The following is an 18961-nucleotide window of genomic DNA, read 5'->3' as shown; positions in this document are numbered from 1 at the left end:
GAGGTTTCAGCGGGGGAGTTCGCGCAGGACCGCGCGAACGGGGGATGCATCGGCGCTGACCAGCTTGAGCGGCAGCGCGATGAGTTCGTAGTCGCCTTCGGGCACGTCGTCGAGCACGAGGTTCTCGAGCACGCGCAGGTCGAGGCGGCGGATGCGTTGGTGGCTGTCCAGCGTCTTGCTGTCGGCCGGGTCGATGCTGGCGGTGTCGATGCCGATGAGCTTCACGCCCATGGCCGCGAGGCGCTCGACGGTGGCGGGGGCGTAGGCGGCAAGCCGAGGGTCCCATCGGTCCACCGGCATGGCGGTGTAGGTGCGCACCAGCACGCGCTGCGGCAGGTTGCTGTCGACGGCGTGGGAGATGTGCTCCCATTCGATCAGCGGGCCCTTGTCGATCGCATGAATCACGCGGCAGGGGCCGAGGAAGGGCGTGAGGTCGACGTTGCCGATGGTCTGGCCTGCGGGGTCGTAGTGCAGCGGCGCATCGGCGTGCGCGCCGACGTGGGGCGAGAGCTTGATCTCGCTGACGTTCACCGGGCAGTCCGGCGAGATGGTCGCTGCCCAGCGCTGCTGGTAGGGCGTATCGCCGGGAAACACCGGCGTGCCTTCATGCACGGGCGGCGAGATGTCCCAGATTCGGGGGCGGGGTTGCTTTGAACGCATGGCGCGAAGTTAGCGCCCGGCGAGCGGTCGTGGTGTCGGTTATTTCCAACACCTTATGTGACGAGTTGAAGCCGTCAATGAAGCGGCGACAGCGCGGGCAGTCCGTGCCGGGCGCGCGCCCGCTCGCAGGCGTCGCTGCCGGCCTGCAGCTCGTGGCACGGATTGGGGCGCCATTCGTAGATGCCGCAACCCACGGCCTGGCCGATCTTGCCGGTGAGCGCTGCGCAGCGCATGGGCGTGTGGTCGGTGCCGCGCATGCGGCAGATGGCGTCGTTCACCTCGACCGCGAGGCCGGAAGGCACGCTGCCGCCGTTGTCGTCGAGCTCATGGACGCTGAAGTCGACGCGGTAGCTGGCGCAGCAGGCGCCGCATTGCTGGCAGTCATTCATGGCAAGGCCCAGTTGACGATCTGTCTCAGGAACACCGCGGAACCGGCTTTGCCGGGCCGCAGGTGTTGCCCCCGGCGAGGGGGATGGCGAAGCGACACGAAGTGCGCGGAGCCTGGGGGAGTGCCTATAACTTGCCGAGGAGCAGGAACTCCATCAGCGCCTTCTGCGCATGCAGCCGGTTCTCGGCCTCGTCCCACACCACCGACTGCGGCCCGTCGATCACTTCGGCCTGCACTTCCTCGCCGCGGTGCGCGGGCAGGCAGTGCATGAAGAGGGCGTCGGGCTGCGCGATGCGCATCATGTCCTCGTCGACGCACCAGTCGGCAAAGGCCTTGCGGCGCGCCTCGTTCTCGGCCTCGTAGCCCATGCTGGTCCAGACGTCGGTGGTGACGAGGTCGGCGCCGCGGCAGGCTTCCATCGGGTCCTGGAAGACCTTGTAGCTGTCGCCCGAGCGAATGCCCGCGATCGACTGGTCGACCTCGTAGCCGCTGGGCGTGCTCACGTGCACCGTGAAGCCCAGGATCTCGGCCGCCTGCAGCCAGGTGTTGGCCATGTTGTTGCCGTCGCCGACCCAGGCCACGGTCTTGCCCTTGAGGCAGGAAAGTGCGTCGCCGCCGGCGTCGCGCGAACCGCGGTGCTCGATGTAGGTGAAGATGTCCGCGAGGATCTGGCAGGGGTGGAATTCGTTGGTCAGGCCGTTGATGACCGGAACGCGCGAGTGCGCGGCGAAGGCGTCGATCTTGGTCTGCTCGTACGTGCGGATCATCACGAGGTCGACCATGCGGCTGATGACCTTGGCGCTGTCCTCGATGGGCTCGGCGCGGCCGAGCTGGCTGTCGCCGGTGGTCAGGTGCACCACGCTGCCGCCGAGCTGGTACATGCCGGCCTCGAAGCTCACGCGGGTGCGCGTGCTGGCCTTCTCGAAGATCATGGCCAGCGTGCGATCGACCAGCGGCTGGTGCTTCTCGTAGGTCTTGAACTTCTTCTTGATGATCGCCATGCGATCGAAGAGGTAGGCATATTCGTCGGCCGTGAAGTCCGAGAACTGCAGGTAGTGGCGGATGGCGTTGGGGGTGGCGGCGGTCGTCATTGCGCTGCAGGCTCCGACAGGAAGGTTTTCACGATCGGCGCGAGGATGGCGACGATCTCGTCGGCTTCGGCCGTGGTCAGGATGAGCGGCGGCACGAGGCGGATCACCTTGTCGGCCGTCACGCTCAGCAGGAGGCCGGCGTCGCAGGCGCGGTTCAGGATCACGCCGCAGGGGCGGTCGAGCTCGATGCCGAGCATCAGGCCCTGTCCGCGGATTTCCTTCACGCCCGGCAGGCCGCCGATTTCGCGCTCCAGCGCGGCCTTCAGGTGGGCGCCCACGGTGGCAGCGTTCTCGAGCAGCTGGTGCTCTTCCATGATGCGGATGGTCTCGATGCCGGCGCGCATCGCGAGCGGGTTGCCCCCGAATGTGGTGCCGTGGTTGCCGGGCCCGAAGATGTTGGCGGCCTTGGGGCCGGCCACCACGGCGCCGATCGGCACGCCCGAGCCCAGGCCCTTGGCCAGCGGCATGACGTCGGGCTTGATGCCCGCCCACTGGTGGGCGAACCATTTGCCGGTGCGGCCCATGCCGCACTGCACCTCGTCGATCATCATGAGCCAGTCGCGCTCGTCGCACAGGGCGCGCACCTGCTTCAGGTATTCCCAGCGCATCGGGTTGATGCCGCCTTCGCCCTGAATGGTTTCGAAGAACACGGCCACAACATTGGGGTTGCCTTCGGTGGCCTTCTTCAGTGCCTCGATGTCGTTCAGCGGCACGCGGATGAAGCCCTCGACCAGCGGGCCGAAGCCGGCCTGCACCTTGGGATTGCCGGTGGCCGAGAGGGTGGCGATGCTGCGGCCGTGGAAGGCGGCTTCGTAGACGACGATCTCGGGACGCTCGATGCCCTTGTCATGGCCGAACTTGCGGGCCAGCTTCAATGCGGCTTCGTTGGCTTCGAGACCCGTGCAGCAGAAGAACGCGTTGGTGAGGCCCGAGATTTCGGTCAGCTTGGTGGCGAGCTGCTCCTGGCCGGTCACGTGGTAGTAGTTGGAACTGTGGATCAGCTTGGTCAGCTGGTCCTGCAGGGCGGGCACCAGCTCGGGGTGGTTGTGGCCCAGGGTGTTCACTGCGATACCGCCGAGGCCGTCGATATAGGCCTTGCCCGTGGTGTCCCAGACTCGGCAGCCCTGGCCGTGCGACAGCGCGATCGGCAGGCGACCGTAGGTGTTCATGACGTGGGGCGAGGTGGGCTGGGCGGTAGCGCTCATTCGGGTTCTCCAGATAGGGAACGCGGATTCTAGGCGTGCGGTTTGACGGCTTCGTTGAGGATTGCGCATTACAGCAATGCCCCGTGTTCAGGATGCAAAAAGGGCCGCGGATAGAATCGCTTGCTGCACCGCAGCACCTGCTCCGGTCGCCTCATTCAACGATGATTTCCTCCACTGCCAAAGAAATCTTCATCCAGGGAATTACCAAGGATGGCCGGACCTTTCGCCCGAGCGATTGGGCCGAGCGCCTGGCCGGCGTCATGAGCTCTTTTCGCCCCGGCGGCGCCTTTCCGGGCAGCTACCTGAGCTATTCGCCCTGGTGCGTGCCGACGACCATCAACGGCGTGAAGTGCGTGGTCGTGAACCGAGCGCTGCGCGACGCCGAGCCCATGGCTTGGGACTTCTGTGTGAATTTCGCCAAGGACAACGATCTGCAGGTCGCCGAAGCCTGTCTGGTTCCCGACACCCCACCCCCAAAGGCCTGACCGGCCTTTTTTCTTGTCCGTCCCCTGGCTTCATGAACCAGCCGGGCATGAAAAAACCGCCCGAAGGCGGTTTTTTACACTTTGCTGCAGCGCACCCCGATCAAACGGCGGACCGGAGGATTCCGATCCGGGCTTGCCTGACAGGTGTCAGGCGGCGGCCTTTTCAGGCGCCAGGGCGAGGGCCTTGACCTTGGCCGACAGGCGGCTCTTGTCGCGGGCGGCCTTGTTCTTGTGGAAGATGCCCTTGTCGGCGACGGTGTCGACGATGCTCTGGGCCTTCGCGAACAGTTCGCTTGCCTTGGTCTTGTCGCCAGCCAGAACAGCCTTTTCGACGTTCTTGACAGCGGTACGGTATTTGGAGCGCAGCGAGGTGTTCGCAGCGTTGAGCTTGGTGTCCTGGCGGACGCGCTTACGGCCGGAGGCGAGGCGCGGGTTCTTCTTCTTGGGCTTGGCGGATGCCATATTTAATGTTCCTTAGGTGTCTGAGGATGATGCAGCAAAGCCCTCGATTATAGGCCGGGTTGCCTTTTCCGCCGAATCGGCCCGTTTCAGGGGGTTGGCGGGCCCTACACTCGGCCCCCGTGTCCCTGCTCAAATCCGCCTCCACCGTCTCCCTGCTGACCCTCGCCTCGCGGATCACGGGCCTCGTGCGCGACGTGCTGTTTGCCTCGGTTTTCGGCGTCAGCGCGCTGACCGACGCGTTCAACGTCGCATTCCGCATCCCCAACCTGTTCCGGCGGGTCTTCGGCGAAGGCGCCTTCAGCCAGGCCTTCGTGCCGGTGCTGGCCGCGCGCAAGGCCGAAGCCGGGGAGGAGGGCGCCAGGCAGCTCATCGACCACGTCGCCACGCTGTTGACCTGGACGCTGCTGATCGTCTGCGTGGTAGGCGTGGCCGGCGCGCCCCTGCTGGTCTGGGCCATGGCCAGCGGGCTGCCCGGCTTCGACGCCGCCATCGTCATGACGCGTTGGATGTTCCCGTACATCGGCTTCATGTCGCTGGTGGCGCTGGCGGGCGGCATTCTCAACACCTGGCGCAAGTTCGCGGTGCCGGCGGCCTCGCCGGTGCTGCTCAACGTGGCGCTGATCCTGTCGATTCTGGTCGGGGCGCCGCTTTTCCGGCACTGGGGCATCGAGCCGATCTACGCACAGTGCGTGGGCGTGATGGTGGGCGGCGTGCTGCAGCTTGCGCTGCAGATGCCGGCACTGCGCAAGCTGGGGCTGATGCCGCGCGTGGGAACCAGCCTTCGGGCGCTGCGCACCGCCTGGACCGACCCGAACACGCGCAAGGTGCTCAGGCTGATGCTGCCCGCGCTGCTGGGCGTGAGCGTTGCGCAGATATCGCTGCTCATCAACACGCAGATCGCCTCCCACCTGGCGGTGGGCAGCGTCACCTGGATCACCAACGCCGACCGGCTGATGGAGTTTCCCACCGCGATGCTCGGCGTCGCCCTCGGCGTGGTGCTGATGCCGCAGCTGGCCGGCGCCCGCGCCGCCAAGGACGACGCGCGCTATTCCTCGCTGCTCGACTGGGGCCTGCGCCTCGTAGTGCTGCTGTCGGCGCCGTGCGCCGTCGCCTTGCTGCTGTTCGCAAAACCGCTGGTGGCGGTGCTCTTCCACAACGGCGCCTACTCGGGAGAGGACGTGGGCCGCACCACCCTGGCGCTGATGGGCTACGGCGTCGGGCTGGTCGGCATCGTGGCTGTGAAGGTGCTGGCGCCCGGCTACTACGCCAAGCACGACACGCGCACGCCGATGCTCATCGCCGTGGGCGTGCTGGTGCTGACGCAGATCCTCAACATCTTTCTGGTGCCGGTGCTGCAGCACGCAGCGCTGACCCTGACCATCGCCATCGGCGCGCTGGTCAATTCGACCTGGCTGCTGGTCGGCCTGATTCGCCGCGGCAGCTACAAGCCCGAGCCGGGCTGGGGCAGGTTCGCGCTGCAGGTGCTGGCCGGCACGCTGATGCTGGCGGGCCTGCTGGCCTGGGGCTCGGCGCATTTCGACTGGATCGCCCTGCGCGACCAGCGCCTGCTGCGCATCGGCCTGCTCGCCGCGCTGATCGCCGGCGCCGCGCTGCTCTATTTCGCCGTGCTGGCGGCGGTGGGTGTGCGGCTGCGCAGCTTCGTTCGCCGCTGAACCCCCGCGCGCAGGCGCCGCAATCCGCACGTGTCCCGCCTTGACGCCCCTGGCGGGCTCCTCTACAAAGACACATGACGTTCAGCTTTCAGGTTCCCACCGCACTGGAGTATTTCGAATCGCTGGTCTGCAGCGACGATCACTTTCCGCTGCTCGAAGCGGCCGCCAGCCTGGCGCAGGACGAATACCCCGAACTCGATGTGCAGCAGGTGCTGGGCGATGTCGACCAACTTCTCGCCCGCCTCAAGCGCCGCCTGCCGGCCGACGCCGCGCCACTGGCCCGCCTGCGCGCCCTGAACCAGTTCTTCTTCAACGACTTGAGCTTCGGCGGCAACGTCAACGACTACTACGACCCCGACAACAGCTACCTGAACGCCGTGCTGCGCACCCGCCGCGGCATTCCGATCTCGCTGGCCGTGCTGTGGATGGAGCTGGCGCAGGGCCTGGGCCTGCAGGCGCGCGGCATCGGCTTTCCGGGGCATTTCATGCTCAAGGTGACGCTGCCCAAGGGGCAGGTGGTGATCGATCCCTTCACCGGCAAGTCGCTGTCGCGCGAGGAACTGGGCGAGCGGCTCGAGCCCTACAAGCGCAGCAACGGCCTCGTCGGCGATTTCGACGTGCCGCTGGGCCTGTACCTGCAGCCTGCCAGTCCGCGCGAAATCATCGCCCGCATGCTGCGCAACCTGAAGGAAGTGCATCACGCGCAGGAAGACTGGCAGCGCGTCATCGCCGTGCAGGACCGCCTGATCGCGCTGCTGCCCAGCGCCTGGGGCGAGTACCGCGACCGCGGCGTCGCGCACGCCGAACAGGGCAACACGACGCAGGCCGTGCGCGACCTGGAAACCTACCTGGCTAAGGCCGAGGACGCCCTCGACATCGACGCGATTGCCGAGCGCGTCGCCACCCTTCGCCGCACGGCCAATTGAAATGGACGCGAAGGCCGGTGTGAGCCCGGCGCCCGATCTGGGCACCCTGCATGAATTCCATGGCGTTCAGCCGGTGCTGCCGGTGTCGGATGTCTCGCGCGCCGCGCGCTGGTTTCGCGATGTGCTGGGCTTCGAGCTCGATTTCATCGCGGGAGAGCCGCCCAGCTACGCCCGCGTGAAGAAGGGCGACCGCAGCTACGGCGACCCGGTCTACCTGCGGCTGTGGCAGTGCAACGCGCGCGAGGCCAAACCTTGGCGCGGCGAAATCGTGATCCACGTGGGCAAGGACATCGACGGGCTGCATGCCGCTTACGTGAAGCGCGGCGTGACGATCATCGAGCCGCCGGTCTCCCAGCCTTGGGGCCTGCGCGAATTCGCGATCCGCGAGCCCGACGGGCATGTGTTGCGCTTCTGCGGCTACCTGCCCTGAAGCCTCGAATTTCTGAAGCACAAAATTACAAATAGATCGACGCGAGCGTGTCGATCCGTCTTCCGCTCGTCCGACGTGTGAACAGGAGCAGGCAAATTCCATCGAGCCGCTCCCAAGCTCATTAACCTTCAGGAGAAACGACATGCGATTCATGATTCTGGTCAAGGCCAACGCCGATTCCGAAGCCGGCGTGATGCCCAGCACCGAAATCCTCACCGCCATGGGCAAGTTCAACGAGGAACTAGTCAAGGCCGGCGTGCTGCTGGCCGGCGAAGGGCTGCACCCCAGCTCCAAGGGCGTGCGCGTACGCTTCGAGGGCCCGACCAAGCGCACCGTCATCGACGGACCGTTTGCCGAAACCAAAGAACTGCTGGCCGGCTTCTGGCTGTTCCAGGTCAAGTCGAAGGAAGAAGCCATCGAATGGATCAAGCGCAGCCCGTTCCAGGAAGGCGAGATCGAGATCCGCCAGGTGTTCGAGGCGGCCGATTTCGGCGACTCGATGACGCCCGAGCTGCTCGCCCAGGAAGACCGCCTGCGGGCCGAGACTGAAGCCCGCGCCAAGGCCGGCGGCTGAAGCGGCCGCCAGCACAACGCAACCGGACCGAAGGAGACTGCCATGCGATTCATGCTGCTGATGATTCCCCACGGCTACGAAACCGCCGCGCCCGGCACCATGCCCGACGACGTCGAGGCGGTGTCGGCCATGATGGCCTACAACGAGTCGCTGCAGAAAGCCGGCGTGCTGATCAGCTGCGACGGCCTGCATCCCCCCTCGATGGGCGCGCGAGTGAGCTTCAAGGACCGCAAGCCCACCGTGGTCGACGGCCCCTTTGCCGAGGCGAAGGAAGTGCTCGGCGGCTTCTGGATCATCGACGTGCCCTCGCGCGCCGCCGCCATCGAATGGGCCAGCCGCTGCCCGGGCGGCGACAACGAGGTCATCGAGGTGCGCCAGATCCAGGAGATCGGCGACTTCCCGGCCGACGTGCAGGCCGTGGCCACCGAATTCACGTCGATGCAGACGGTGAAGAAGACCGGCGCATGAGCCACGGCGAGGGCCGCGCGGACACCGGCGCCATCCGCCGCACCATCGAGGCGGTATGGCGCATCGAGTCCGCGAAGATCATCGCCACTGTCGCGCGCATGGTGCGCGACGTGGGGCTGGCCGAAGAGCTGGCCCAGGACGCGCTGGTCTCGGCCCTCGAGCAATGGAGCGAATCGGGCGTGCCCGACAACCCGGCGGCCTGGCTCACGGCAGTGGCCAAGCGCCGCGCCCTCGACCGCCTGCGCCACCTGCAGCTGGCCGAACGCAAGGCCGGCGAGATCGGCCGCGAACTCGACGCCCGGCACGACATGGCGCAGGACGATTTCGCCGAAGCGGTCGATGCCGCGCTCGACGACGACATCGGCGACGACCTGCTGCGCCTGGTGTTCACCGCCTGTCACCCGGTGCTGTCGACCGAGGCGCGCGTGGCGCTCACGCTGCGGCTGATGGGCGGCCTCACCACCGGCGAGATCGCTCGCGCCTTCCTCGTGCCCGAAGCCACCGTGGCGCAGCGCATCGTGCGCGCCAAGCGCACCCTGGCCGAGGCGCGCGTGCCTTTCGAGGTGCCGCGCCGGCACGAGCTCGGGGCACGGCTCGCCTCGGTGCTCGAAGTGCTCTATCTGATCTTCAACGAAGGCTATTCGGCCACCGCCGGCGACGACTGGATGCGTCCGGCGCTGTGCGACGAAGCGATGCGCCTGGGCCGCATCGTGGCCGAGCTGGTGCCCGGCGAATCCGAAGTGCACGGCCTCGTGGCGCTGATGGAAATCCAGGCCTCCCGCACCGCCGCGCGTGTGGGTGCCTCGGGCGAACCGGTGCTGCTGCTCGAACAGAACCGGGCGCGCTGGGACCAGATGCTGATCCGCCGCGGCCTCGCGGCGCTCACGCGCGCCGAGTCGCTCGGCGGCGCGCTCGGCCCCTATGCGCTGCAGGCGGCCATCGCCGCCTGCCACGGCCGCGCGCGCACCGCCGACGAAACCGACTGGGGCCGCATCGCCGCGCTCTACGACGCGCTGGCCGAGCTCACGCCGTCGCCCATCGTCGAACTCAACCGTGCGGTGGCGCTGTCGATGGCGTTCGGGCCGGCCGCGGGGCTGGAGGTTGTGGACGCGCTCACGGGCGAGCCGGCACTGCAGGGCTACCACCTGCTGCCGACCGTGCGCGGCGACCTGCTCTTCAAGCTCGGCCGCCGCGACGAGGCGCGCAAGGAATTCGATCGCGCGGCTTCGCTCACCCGCAACACGCGCGAACGGGCGCTCCTGCTGGCACGTGCGCGGGCGTGCACCCTGAACTGAACGGTTGCTGAAGCTGCGGCAGCCTGGGCGAGAGGAAAATGCGCGCCATGCGCCGCACCCCTGCCTTCCGTTTCCTGTGCATCCTTGGCCTGACCTTGCTGTCGGCCGCATCGGCCTGTGCCCAGTTCGATCCTGCCAAGGTGTGGGTCGAACCGCCGGCCATCGCGGCGCGCTTTCCCGATCCGCCCGTGAGCTACGCCACGCCGGGCTTTCGCGCCGGCCGCACCGATTTCGCTTCGCACGCCGAGGTGCTGGCCTTTCTCGATGACCTGGCGCGCCAGTCGCCGAACGTGCGCGTCGAACGCCTGGGCGTGTCGCAACAGGGGCGCGAGATGCCTCTGGTGCTGCTTGCCGACCAGGGTCGCGTCGATCCTGCGCGGCCCACTGTCATGGTGATCGGCCAGCAACACGGCAACGAGCCAGCCGGCGGCGAAGCGGTGCTGGCCCTGGCGCAGCAGTTCGCCAGCGGGCCGGGCGCGGCGCTGCTGCAGAAGGTGAACCTCGTGCTGCTGCCGCGCGGCAACCCTGACGGCGCGGAGCACTTCACCCGCGTCACCGCCAACGGCATCGACGTGAATCGCGACCACCTGTTGCTGCGCACGCCCGAGGCCCGCTCGATCGCGGCCGCCACCCTGCGCTTTCGGCCGCAGGTGGTGCTCGACCTGCACGAGTTCACCGTCGGCGGTCGCTGGATCGACAAGTTCGGCGCGGTCATGAAGTACGACGGCCTGCTGCAGCCCGCCACCGTGGGCAACCTGGATGCCGCCATTGCCGCGAGCGCGCAGCGCGACTACGTCGACGCCATCCAGGCTGCGTTCACGCAGGCGGGGCTGCAGGGCTTCAAGTACCACACCACTTCTGGCGGCAAGAGCGCCGACCGCACCGTCTCGATGGGCGGTGTGCAGCCCGACACCGGCCGCAATGTGAGCGGCCTGCATCAGGCCGTGAGCCTGCTGCTGGAAGTGCGGGGCGTGGGGCTGGGCCGCGCGCATTTCGCCCGTCGCGTGTACACGCAGGTGCTGGCCGCCACCACCGTCATCGAGACGGCGGCGCGCCAGGGCCCGGCGCTGATGCAGCTCACCGCGCAGGCCGGCCAGCGCGCCAAGGCCGACGCCTGCCACGGAGACCTCGTGGTCGAGGCCTGGCAGACGACGACGCGCCAGCGCCTGGACTTTCTCGACGAGAAGAGCGGGGAAGAAAAGGCGGTCGACGTCGAGTGGCGCGCGGCCGAGCCGCTGAAGGTCGCCAATGCGCGCCCGCGGCCGTGCGGCTATCTGCTGGCGGCCAGTGAAACGGTGGCCGTGCAGCGCCTGCAGATGCTGGGCGTGCGCGTCGAGCGCATCGACAGCGCCGCGCCGTGGCAGGTCGAGCGCTACGAGATCCTGTCGCAGAGCGACGGCCGGCGCCAGGACGCGCGCGGCGCCATCGAGGACGGCGAGGCGATCCGCGCCTTCCGCGTGCGGCCAAGGATGGGGCGTGCCGTGATGCCGCCGGGCAGCTTCTATGTGTCGCTGGCGCAGCCGCTGTCGCCCTTGGTCAGCGTCGCGCTGGAGCCCGATTCGCAGAACAGCTATGCGGCCAACCGCCTGCTGGAGATCGGCGACGACAAGCTGCTGCGCGTGACCGGCCCCGCGCCTGCGGGCGTCTGGCACTGAGCGCCCCCGGGGCGCAGCCCGAACACCCGTCAGGTTTTCAGCGGCGTATTCGCCTCGGACGGCGAACCCGGCAAGCCGAACTGGTGCCACGCGCGACGCAACTGCGTATCGGAGCCGAAGCCCGACAGTTCCGCCGCTCGCGTGACGTTCGCACCCGAGGCCAGCGCCAGTTGCGCGGCCGCCAGCCGCAGCCGGCGCAGGTACGCCAGCGGCGCCACGCCCGCATGCTCGACGAACAGGCGCGTGAGATGCCGCGCCGAGGTGTGCGCCACCTCCGCCATGCGCGGCACGCTCCACTCGGCCTGAGGCTGTTCGCTGACCGCGTCCTGCACCCGGTGCAGCGCGGCATGCAGATGGTTGCGGTAGGCGAGAAAGGGCGACAGCTCCGGATCGTTCGGGCCGCGCCGCAGCGCTACCACCATGGTCTGCGCCACCTGGGCCGCGAGGGCTTCGCCGCAAATCTCGCCGATGCGGTGCAGCACGAGGTCGATGCCGGTCGTGACGCCCGCGCTGCTGTAGAGCGGTGGGTCGATCACGAAGACGCGGTTGGCCACCACGTCGCAGCGTGGCTCCACCGTGCGCAGTTCGTCCAGGTGATGGTGGTGTGTGGTGGCGCGTCGGCCCGCGAGCGCGCCGGCATGCGCCGCAAGCACGGCGCCGGCGCAGATCGTCACCAGCTCCAGCCGGCTGCGCTCGAAGCGCAGGCCGCGCAGCCAGTGCAACAGGTCTTGCGCCTCGGGATTGTCGATGGCGATGCTGTTCCCGGGCAGGCCGACCAGCACCACCCAGGCCGGGCCGTCCCACCGCGTGGGCAGCGACGCCAGCCCGGTGAGCGCAACGCCGACCGAGCTGAGGGAATCGGGCCGGGGGCTCGCGAACTCGAGCGTGAAGCGCTCAGGCTGGCCCGTTGCGCGCAGCCGCTGGTTGGCGATGCGCAGGGCCTCGGCCGGCCCGGCCCAGTCGAGCACCAGGCTGCCGGGCAGGAGCGCGAAGACTACGCGGATGGGCTGTTGCTGCTGTTGTGGGTCCATGCGTAGTCCATCTGGCGCGCGGTGCGCTCGGCCAGTTCGCGTCCGGCCAGGCGTTCGACCAGGTGCAGGCTCATGTCTATGCCCGCGCTGATGCCGGCCGAGCTGACGATGCGGCCGCTGTCGACCCAGCGCACGCCTTCGCGCACGTCGAGTCGCGGAAACTGCGCGCGCAGGTCGGCGATGTCTTCCCAGTGCGTGGTGACTGCTTGGTGCGTGACCACGCCGCTCTTCGCGAGCAGGAAGGCGCCGGTGCAGACCGATGCCACGAGCTGCGCGCCGGCTGCGCTTTTCGCGATCCAGCGCAAGGTGTCGGGGCTGGCCATCGGCACATCGACCACGCCGCCGGGAACGATCAATACGTCGGCTTTCGGGCTGCCTTCGAGCGTTTGGTCGGCCAGCAGGCGAAGGCCCGCGCGCGCCTGCACGGGCGATGCCTGTGCGACCGGGGCCACCTCGAACGGCGCGGCCGTGCCGGGCTGCATCCGTTGGCTGACGCGGCTGGCGGTGGTGAACACCTCGAAGGGACCGGCAAAGTCGAGTGCTTCGACGCCGTCGTAGGCCAGGATCAGCACGCGCAGGCTCATGCGCTTGCCTCCGCGCCGGCGCGTTCCAGCGCCTGCGCCACGCTGCAGACCGTCGCGAACCGGCCGTGCAGCACGGTGGCGGTGCGCGCCTTGATGTCGGCGGCGGCCAGCGGCCGGCCGTCGGGCTGGGTCATGTCGAAGGTCAGGGTGGCGTCGGTCACGTAGTCGATTTCCCAGCCCAGGTCCGAGGCATGGCGTGTGGTGGTTTCGCAGCATTGCTCGGAGCGGATGCCGCTCACGATGAGCCGGCCGATGCCGTTCTGCGTGAGCCAGATGTCCAGTCCGCTGTTGACCAGCGCGCTGTGGCGGTGCTTGGTGAAGGTGGCCGCGGCCTCGAAATCAGCCAGGCCTTCTATGGGCCGGATGTGGCCCGATTCGACCGCGAAGGGATTGCTTGCGTCGGCCGGTTCGTCGACGTGGAAGACCCGCACGATCGGCGTGCCGGCAGCGGCGCAGCCTGCGATGAGCGTGTTCTGCGCGGCGAGGTAGGGAGCGGCCTGGCGTTCGTCCCAGTAGGGGCGCTGGCGAAACGACGCCTGGGCGTCAATCACAATCAGACAGGTTTTCATGGCGGTGGCTCGCAAGGGCGGAATGAATGATGCGCCTATTCTTGTGCGTTGCCAGCCCAGGGTCCGTTCGGGAGCGGACCAGAATCGATCAGATCAGGACATCGCCGGGTACCGTCTTTTCAGACCAGCGCCGCCGCCTGCAGCTCTTTCTTCAGGTACGCGTAGTACAGCGGCGCCGCCACCAGCCCGGCCGGCCCGAACACCGCCTCGGCCACGAACATCACGGCCAGCAGCTCCCACACGCTCATCTGCGTGCGCGCGCCGACCACCTTGGCGTTGATGACGTACTCGGCCTTGTGGATCACGATCAGGAAGATCAGGCAGGCCAGCGCCGTGACCGGCGACACCGAGAGGCCCACCAGCGTGATCACCGAGTTGCAGACCAGGTTGCCCACGATCGGCACCAGTCCGGCCAGGAAGGTGAGGGTGATGAGCGCCGGCGTGTACGGCAGGTGCGCGCCCCACAGCGGCATGACGAACAGCAGGAAGATGGCGGTCAGCAGCGTGTTGAAGGCCGCAATCCAGAACTGGGCCGCCACGATCTGGCCGAAGGCCTCGCCGAAGGTCTGCACGCGCTGGTGCAGCTGCTCGGCCAGCGGCATCCGGCGCAGCGGCGCGTGCGACACGGCGGCCAGGCTGCCCACGATCAGGCCCACGTACGAAAACAGGATGCCGTGCAGCCAGGCCCGCCCGGCCACGGCGAGCGAACCGGCCTGCGCGCGCAGGTAGTTGGCGATCACGCGCTGGATTTCGGCGGCGCCCTCGGGCAGGTAGACCGCGATCTCGACCGGCAGCTTGGAGCGCAGCTCGAGCACCGTGCGCGCCGTGTAGTCGAGCAGCTCGCGGTACTGGTCGGGCGCGTCGACGATGTATTCGCGGGCCTGCGACAGCAGCAGCGTGATCAGCGCAATCGGCCCCACCAGCACGACGACGACAGCCAGCACGCGGGCCCAGCCGTCGGTGCGCTGGCTGGGGGCCGGATTGCGCCGCGTGTCGCCAGCCAGCAGCCGCGCGAACCACCGCGTGGCCAGGAAGCCGATGCATACGCAGAGCAATCCTGGCAGCAGGTGCTCCCACATCACCAGCATCAGCGTTCCCAGCATCAGCAGGTAGCTTGCGATCGTCACGCCGCGCGAGGCCGTGGCGCGGTGGATGGGGACCGTCGGAACGGCGGTGGTGACGGGTTGCGGCTTCTTGGCCATCCGGGGGTGTCAGGCGCTCTGTTCGGGAAAGTGGAAGGTGCGGCCGCCGCTCAGCCGACGACCACCGCGGCGCCTTCGCCGCGCGCGGCGATCACGCCGATTTCATGCACCGATTCGCCAGCGGCGCGCAGCGTGGCCGCGCAGGCGGCGGCTTCTGCCGCATCGATCACCACGACCATGCCGATGCCGTTATTGAAGGTGCGGTTCATCTCGATGTCGTCGATGCCGGCCACCTTCTGCAGCCAGGCGAACAGCTCCGTCTGCGGCCAGCTGCCCTTCTTGAGGTGGGCGGCTGTACCTTCGGGCAGCACGCGCGGGATGTTCTCGAGCAGGCCGCCGCCGGTGATGTGGGCCAGCGCCTTGATTGGATGCTTGGCCAGCGCCTCGAGCACCGGCTTCACGTAGAGGTGGGTGGGTTCCATCACGGCTTGGCGGAAGGGCTTGCCGTCGAGCGTGGCGGGCAAATCGGCGCCGGCACGCTCGATCACCTTGCGCACGAGGCTGAAACCATTGGAATGCACGCCGGCCGAGGCCAGGCCCAGCACCACGTCGCCGGGCTTGACGTTCTGGCCCGTGAGGATCTTCGACTTCTCGACCGCGCCGACCGCGAAGCCCGCGAGGTCGTATTCGCCGGCCGGGTACATGCCGGGCATTTCAGCGGTTTCGCCGCCGATGAGGGCGCAGCCCGACAGCTCGCAGCCGCGCGCGATGCCGCCGATGACGGCCGCGGCCGTGTCGACTTCGAGCTTGCCGCAGGCGAAGTAGTCGAGAAAGAACAGGGGCTCGGCGCCCTGCACCAGCACGTCGTTGACGCTCATGGCCACGAGGTCGATGCCGACCGTGTCGTGCATGTTCCATTCGAAAGCCAGCTTGAGCTTGGTGCCCACGCCGTCGGTGCCGCTCACCAGCACCGGCTCCTTGTAGCGCTTGGGCACTTCGAACAGGGCGCCGAAGCCGCCGATGCCGGCCAGCACGCCCTCGCGCAGGGTTTTCTTGGCCAGCGGCTTGATGCGGTCGACCAGCGCATCGCCGGCATCGATGTCGACACCGGCGTCCTTGTAGCTGAGCGGGGTGGGCGTGGAGGAGGTCATGGGTGGTCGAGGTCGGGAGGGACGCGAAAGGATGCGGAGAGTAGGAGCGGAAGGCGGCTCCGGTAACCATGTTGGCCGGGCCGATAGAATTCCTCACGATTTTAAGGGCCCTCGCGGCCCCCTCCATGAACCTTCCCGGGATGAAACAGCTCGCGCTCGATATCGGCATTGCGACGGGCCCCAGCTTCGACGCCTTTTTTGCCGGCCCCAACGAGGCGGCGCTGCGGCACCTGCAAGTGTGGGTGGGCGGCGCCGGCAGCCCTGCGCTGCACTCGCCGGTGCCCACCTACCTGTGGGGCGAAGGCGGCAGCGGCAAGACCCATCTGCTCGAATCGGTGCGTGTCGCACTGCGCGAGCAGGGCGCCAGCGTGGGCTGGCTGCACGCCGGCCTGCTGGAGCCGCCCGAGTTCGACGAGCGCTGGGGCGCCGTGCTGCTCGACGACGTCCACCTCTATACCGCCGTGCAGCAGCACGCGGCCTTCAACTGGTTCGTCAACGCCCAGACCCTGCAGCGCGGCGTGGTCGCCGCCGGCGCCCTGCCGCCGGCCGACCTGCCGCTGCGCGAAGACCTGCGCACCCGCCTCGGCTGGGGCCACGTGTTCCACTTGCAGGTGCTGAGCGAAAGCGAACGCCGCGCGGTGCTGCGCCAAGCCGCCGATGCACGCGGCGTGATGCTGTCCGACGAAGTGCTCGACTACATGCTGCACCGCTTCAGCCGCGACCTCGGCAGCCTGATGGAGCTGCTCACGCAGCTCGACGGCTATGCCCTGCAGACGCAACGCGCGATCACCATTCCGCTGATCCGCTCCATGCTCGAGAACGAATAAAGAGCGAACAAGGCTTCCAACCAACAATGATCAAGAAATTCATCGACAAGCTGCTCGGCAAGAACGCCGGCGGCGCACAGGGCAAGAGCCGCTTCGGCAAGCGCCAGGAGGTGCCGGCAGAGGTTCACAAGATCGATCCGGCCCTGGTCGACGAACGCGCGAAGAACGTGGTCACCACACTGCAGCAGGCCGGCTACGAGGCCTACGTGGTGGGCGGCGCGGTGCGCGACCTGCTGCTGGGGCTGCGACCGAAAGACTTCGACGTGGCAACCAACGCCACGCCCGAGCAGGTCAAGTCGCTGTTTCGTCGCGCCTTCATCATCGGGCGGCGCTTTCGCATCGTGCACGTGGTGTACGGCCGTGGGCGCGAGCACGAGGTGATCGAGGTTTCGACTTTCCGCGCCTACATGGACAACGCCGCCGCCGAGCAGGTTGCAGGCAACGAGCGCACCAGCAAGGGCGAGCTCGCGAGCATGAAACACGCCGTGGACGCCAGCGGCCGGGTGCTGCGCGACAACGTCTGGGGTCCGCAGGAAGAAGACGCGGCGCGCCGCGACTTCACCGTCAACGCGATGTACTACGACCCGGCCAACCAGGTCGTGGTCGACTATCACAACGGCATCAAGGACGCCCAGAAGCTCACGCTGCGCATGATCGGCGACCCGGCCACGCGCTACCGCGAAGACCCGGTGCGCATCATTCGTGCCATCCGCTTCTCGGCCAAGCTCGCCGCGCTGGGCTTCAAGATGGAAGCCAAGACGGCGGCTCCACTGGTCGAATCGAGCAAGCTGCTGGCCGACGTGCCGCAGAGCCGCCTGTTCGACGAGATGCTCAAGCTGCTGCAGACCGGCCACGCCATCGCGACGGTCGAGCAACTGAACAAGCTCGGCCTGGCCCGTGGCATCTACCCGCTGCTCGACGTGGTGGTCGAGCGCGCCGACCAGCCCTTCGTGAAGGCAGCCCTGCAGGACACCGACCGCCGCGTCGGCGAAGGCAAGCCCGTGGCGCCCAGCTTCCTGCTGGCCTGCGTGCTGTGGGCCGACGTGCGCGACGGCTGGGCCCAGCGCCAGGAGGGCCGGCACGGCCAGCGCGCGCAACCGCCGTTCCCGGCGTTGCAGGACGCCATCGACGACGTGTTCAACGCCCGTATCGGCGATGTCTCGGGCCGCGGCAAGCTGGCCGCCGACATGCGCGAGATCTGGATGATGCAGCCGCGTTTCGACAAGCGCACCGGCTCCACGCCCTACAGCCTGGTCGAGCAGGCGCGCTTCCGCGCCGCCTTCGACTTCATGCGCCTGCGCGCCGACGTGGGTGAAGTCGGCGAGGCGATTGCCGAGTGGTGGCAGGAGTTCAGCATCGCCGACGACGTGCGCCGGCAGGACCTGCTGGAGCAGGTGCGCGAAGAGCAGAAGGTGCGCCAGCGCGTGCGGGTGCGCGAAACCCCGCCGCCGAAGCCGCGCAGCGTGCCGGTGGCGCGCCAGGACGCCGATTCGGACGCCGAGGACGAGGTCGAAGTCGAAGCCGGCGCCGTGCCGCCCGATGGCGAGGCCGTGCCGCGCAAACGCCGGCGTCGCCGCAAGCCGCGTTCCGCGGGTGGAGGCGGCGAGAGCGCCGCAGGCGCATGAGCGCGTCCGGCAAGCCGAAGGACGGCAAGAAAAGCGGCGCCCCCACGGGCAAGCCGGCAGGGGCCAGGCCCGCGGGTGCCAAGGGCGCGCCCGCGGCTCGGCGAGCGCCCACGCGGTCTCCGGGCCGCGTGCGGGAGGACTATCCGACCGTGCAGGCTTTCGTCGCCATCGGCGCCAACCTCGGCGATGCCCAGGCGGCCGTCAAGGCGGCCATGGATGCTCTGGGCGCATTGCAGCGAACCCAGGTGACGGCCCGCTCGTCGCTCTATCGCAGCGCGCCGGTCGATGCCACGGGCCCCGATTTCATCAACGCCGTGGTGGCCTTGCGCACCGGGCTCGACGCCGAGCAGCTGCTCGTCGCCCTGCAGCGTCTCGAGACGCAGGCCGGGCGCGAGCGGGCTTTTCCCAACGCGCCGCGCACGCTCGATCTCGACCTGCTGATGCACGGCAATTCGGTGATGGATACGCCCGAGCTGACCCTGCCGCACCCCCGCATGCGTGACCGCGCCTTCGTGCTGAAGCCGCTGGCCGAGATCGCGCCCGACAAGGTGCCGCGCGCTGCGCTGGCCCGTGTGTCGGGCCAGGTGATCGAACGCATCCGGAACTGACCGGGCAACGGGCCTGGAACCCCGGCGCAGCGGTCCGGTTCCGGGCTCCCATTACACTTGCGCGGTTTTTCACGACTCCGTCACACGTTTGTGGCTGGGCGAGACCCGAGAT

General features: G+C 68.3%; 21 protein-coding genes. 11 read left to right on the top strand and 10 right to left on the bottom strand.

What is annotated here, in order from left to right; all coding sequences use genetic code 11:
• Positions 1-6: 6 nt before the first annotated feature.
• The 4 genes from kynB to PMI12_RS09185 all read right to left on the bottom strand — a co-directional run bounded on the left by kynB (position 7) and on the right by PMI12_RS09185 (position 3344).
• Positions 7-660, bottom strand: coding sequence for an arylformamidase (gene kynB, locus PMI12_RS09200; protein ID WP_007831356.1), 654 nt, complete (start codon positions 658-660; stop codon positions 7-9).
• Positions 661-734: 74 nt separating this feature from the next.
• Positions 735-1049 (bottom strand): YkgJ family cysteine cluster protein, encoded by a 315-nt coding sequence (locus PMI12_RS09195; RefSeq protein WP_007831354.1) that lies wholly within the window; start codon positions 1047-1049, stop codon positions 735-737.
• Between the two features lie 124 nt (positions 1050-1173).
• Entirely contained in the window at positions 1174-2139 is a 966-nt protein-coding gene (gene argF, locus PMI12_RS09190; protein WP_007831352.1) for an ornithine carbamoyltransferase, read from the bottom strand.
• Complete coding sequence (locus PMI12_RS09185; protein WP_007831350.1) at positions 2136-3344, bottom strand: aspartate aminotransferase family protein; 1209 nt, start codon at positions 3342-3344, stop codon at positions 2136-2138. Before PMI12_RS09185 ends, argF begins: the two co-directional genes overlap by 4 nt.
• A 161-nt stretch (positions 3345-3505) precedes the next feature.
• On the opposite strand from PMI12_RS09185, the gene PMI12_RS09180 reads away from it, so the two are divergent.
• Positions 3506-3829, top strand: a complete 324-nt coding sequence (locus tag PMI12_RS09180) for a DUF3579 domain-containing protein (protein ID WP_007831348.1) — start codon at positions 3506-3508, stop codon at positions 3827-3829.
• 147 nt (positions 3830-3976) lie between these two features.
• Here the strand turns inward: PMI12_RS09180 and rpsT are convergent, their stop codons facing one another.
• Positions 3977-4291 (bottom strand): 30S ribosomal protein S20, encoded by a 315-nt coding sequence (gene rpsT / locus PMI12_RS09175; RefSeq protein ID WP_007831346.1) that lies wholly within the window; start codon positions 4289-4291, stop codon positions 3977-3979.
• A 119-nt stretch (positions 4292-4410) separates the two neighbouring features.
• Between rpsT and murJ the strand changes: the two genes are divergently transcribed.
• The 7 genes from murJ (at position 4411) to PMI12_RS09140 (ending at position 11312) form a co-directional block, all read left to right on the top strand.
• Complete coding sequence (murJ, locus tag PMI12_RS09170; RefSeq protein WP_007831344.1) at positions 4411-5964, top strand: murein biosynthesis integral membrane protein MurJ; 1554 nt, start codon at positions 4411-4413, stop codon at positions 5962-5964.
• A 74-nt stretch (positions 5965-6038) separates the two neighbouring features.
• The gene (locus tag PMI12_RS09165; protein ID WP_007831342.1) at positions 6039-6890 is read left to right on the top strand and encodes a SirB1 family protein; all 852 of its coding nucleotides are present in this window, start codon (positions 6039-6041) and stop codon (positions 6888-6890) included.
• Position 6891: 1 nt separating this feature from the next.
• A complete protein-coding gene (locus PMI12_RS09160) occupies positions 6892-7320 on the top strand; it encodes a bleomycin resistance protein (RefSeq protein ID WP_007831340.1) in 429 nt (142 codons plus the stop codon).
• 142 nt (positions 7321-7462) lie between these two features.
• Positions 7463-7894, top strand: a complete 432-nt coding sequence (locus PMI12_RS09155) for a YciI family protein (RefSeq protein ID WP_007831338.1) — start codon at positions 7463-7465, stop codon at positions 7892-7894.
• 42 nt (positions 7895-7936) lie between these two features.
• On the top strand, positions 7937-8362 hold the full coding sequence (locus PMI12_RS09150) for a YciI family protein (protein ID WP_007831336.1): 426 nt from the start codon (positions 7937-7939) through the stop codon (positions 8360-8362).
• Positions 8359-9657: an RNA polymerase sigma factor gene (locus tag PMI12_RS09145; RefSeq protein ID WP_007831335.1), complete on the top strand. Its 1299-nt coding sequence runs from the start codon at positions 8359-8361 to the stop codon at positions 9655-9657. The genes PMI12_RS09150 and PMI12_RS09145 overlap by 4 nt, the downstream gene beginning before the upstream one ends.
• 47 nt (positions 9658-9704) lie before the next feature.
• The gene (locus tag PMI12_RS09140; protein WP_007831334.1) at positions 9705-11312 is read left to right on the top strand and encodes a M14 family metallopeptidase; all 1608 of its coding nucleotides are present in this window, start codon (positions 9705-9707) and stop codon (positions 11310-11312) included.
• 29 nt (positions 11313-11341) lie between these two features.
• Here the strand turns inward: PMI12_RS09140 and PMI12_RS09135 are convergent, their stop codons facing one another.
• From PMI12_RS09135 to purM, 5 genes are all read right to left on the bottom strand, one after another.
• The gene (locus PMI12_RS09135; RefSeq protein WP_007831333.1) at positions 11342-12343 is read right to left on the bottom strand and encodes a GlxA family transcriptional regulator; all 1002 of its coding nucleotides are present in this window, start codon (positions 12341-12343) and stop codon (positions 11342-11344) included.
• Positions 12307-12927, bottom strand: coding sequence for a DJ-1/PfpI family protein (locus PMI12_RS09130; RefSeq protein ID WP_007831331.1), 621 nt, complete (start codon positions 12925-12927; stop codon positions 12307-12309). Before PMI12_RS09130 ends, PMI12_RS09135 begins: the two co-directional genes overlap by 37 nt.
• The gene (locus PMI12_RS09125) at positions 12924-13496 is read right to left on the bottom strand and encodes a cysteine hydrolase family protein (protein WP_007831329.1); all 573 of its coding nucleotides are present in this window, start codon (positions 13494-13496) and stop codon (positions 12924-12926) included. The genes PMI12_RS09130 and PMI12_RS09125 overlap by 4 nt, the downstream gene beginning before the upstream one ends.
• A gap of 119 nt (positions 13497-13615) precedes the next feature.
• Positions 13616-14698, bottom strand: a complete 1083-nt coding sequence (locus PMI12_RS09120; RefSeq protein ID WP_007831328.1) for an AI-2E family transporter — start codon at positions 14696-14698, stop codon at positions 13616-13618.
• Between the two features lie 50 nt (positions 14699-14748).
• Entirely contained in the window at positions 14749-15789 is a 1041-nt protein-coding gene (purM, locus tag PMI12_RS09115) for a phosphoribosylformylglycinamidine cyclo-ligase (RefSeq protein ID WP_007831326.1), read from the bottom strand.
• Positions 15790-15929: 140 nt separating this feature from the next.
• On the opposite strand from purM, the gene hda reads away from it, so the two are divergent.
• The 3 genes from hda to folK are packed head-to-tail and all read left to right on the top strand — an operon-like array spanning position 15930 to position 18849.
• Positions 15930-16616 carry a DnaA regulatory inactivator Hda gene (gene hda, locus PMI12_RS09110; RefSeq protein WP_235505650.1) on the top strand — a complete coding sequence of 229 codons (687 nt, stop codon included), beginning with the start codon at positions 15930-15932 and terminating at the stop codon, positions 16614-16616.
• 26 nt (positions 16617-16642) lie between these two features.
• Positions 16643-18241: a polynucleotide adenylyltransferase PcnB gene (gene pcnB / locus PMI12_RS09105; protein WP_007831322.1), complete on the top strand. Its 1599-nt coding sequence runs from the start codon at positions 16643-16645 to the stop codon at positions 18239-18241.
• Positions 18238-18849, top strand: a complete 612-nt coding sequence (gene folK, locus PMI12_RS09100) for a 2-amino-4-hydroxy-6-hydroxymethyldihydropteridine diphosphokinase (protein ID WP_007831320.1) — start codon at positions 18238-18240, stop codon at positions 18847-18849. Before pcnB ends, folK begins: the two co-directional genes overlap by 4 nt.
• Positions 18850-18961 lie beyond the last annotated feature (112 nt).

Origin of the sequence: Variovorax sp. CF313 (genome assembly GCF_000282635.1) — a bacterium.
Lineage (GTDB): Bacteria > Pseudomonadota > Gammaproteobacteria > Burkholderiales > Burkholderiaceae_C > Variovorax.
The sequence above is the reverse complement of the archived record's forward strand: the minus strand, read 5'-3'. Positions and strand labels throughout refer to the sequence as shown.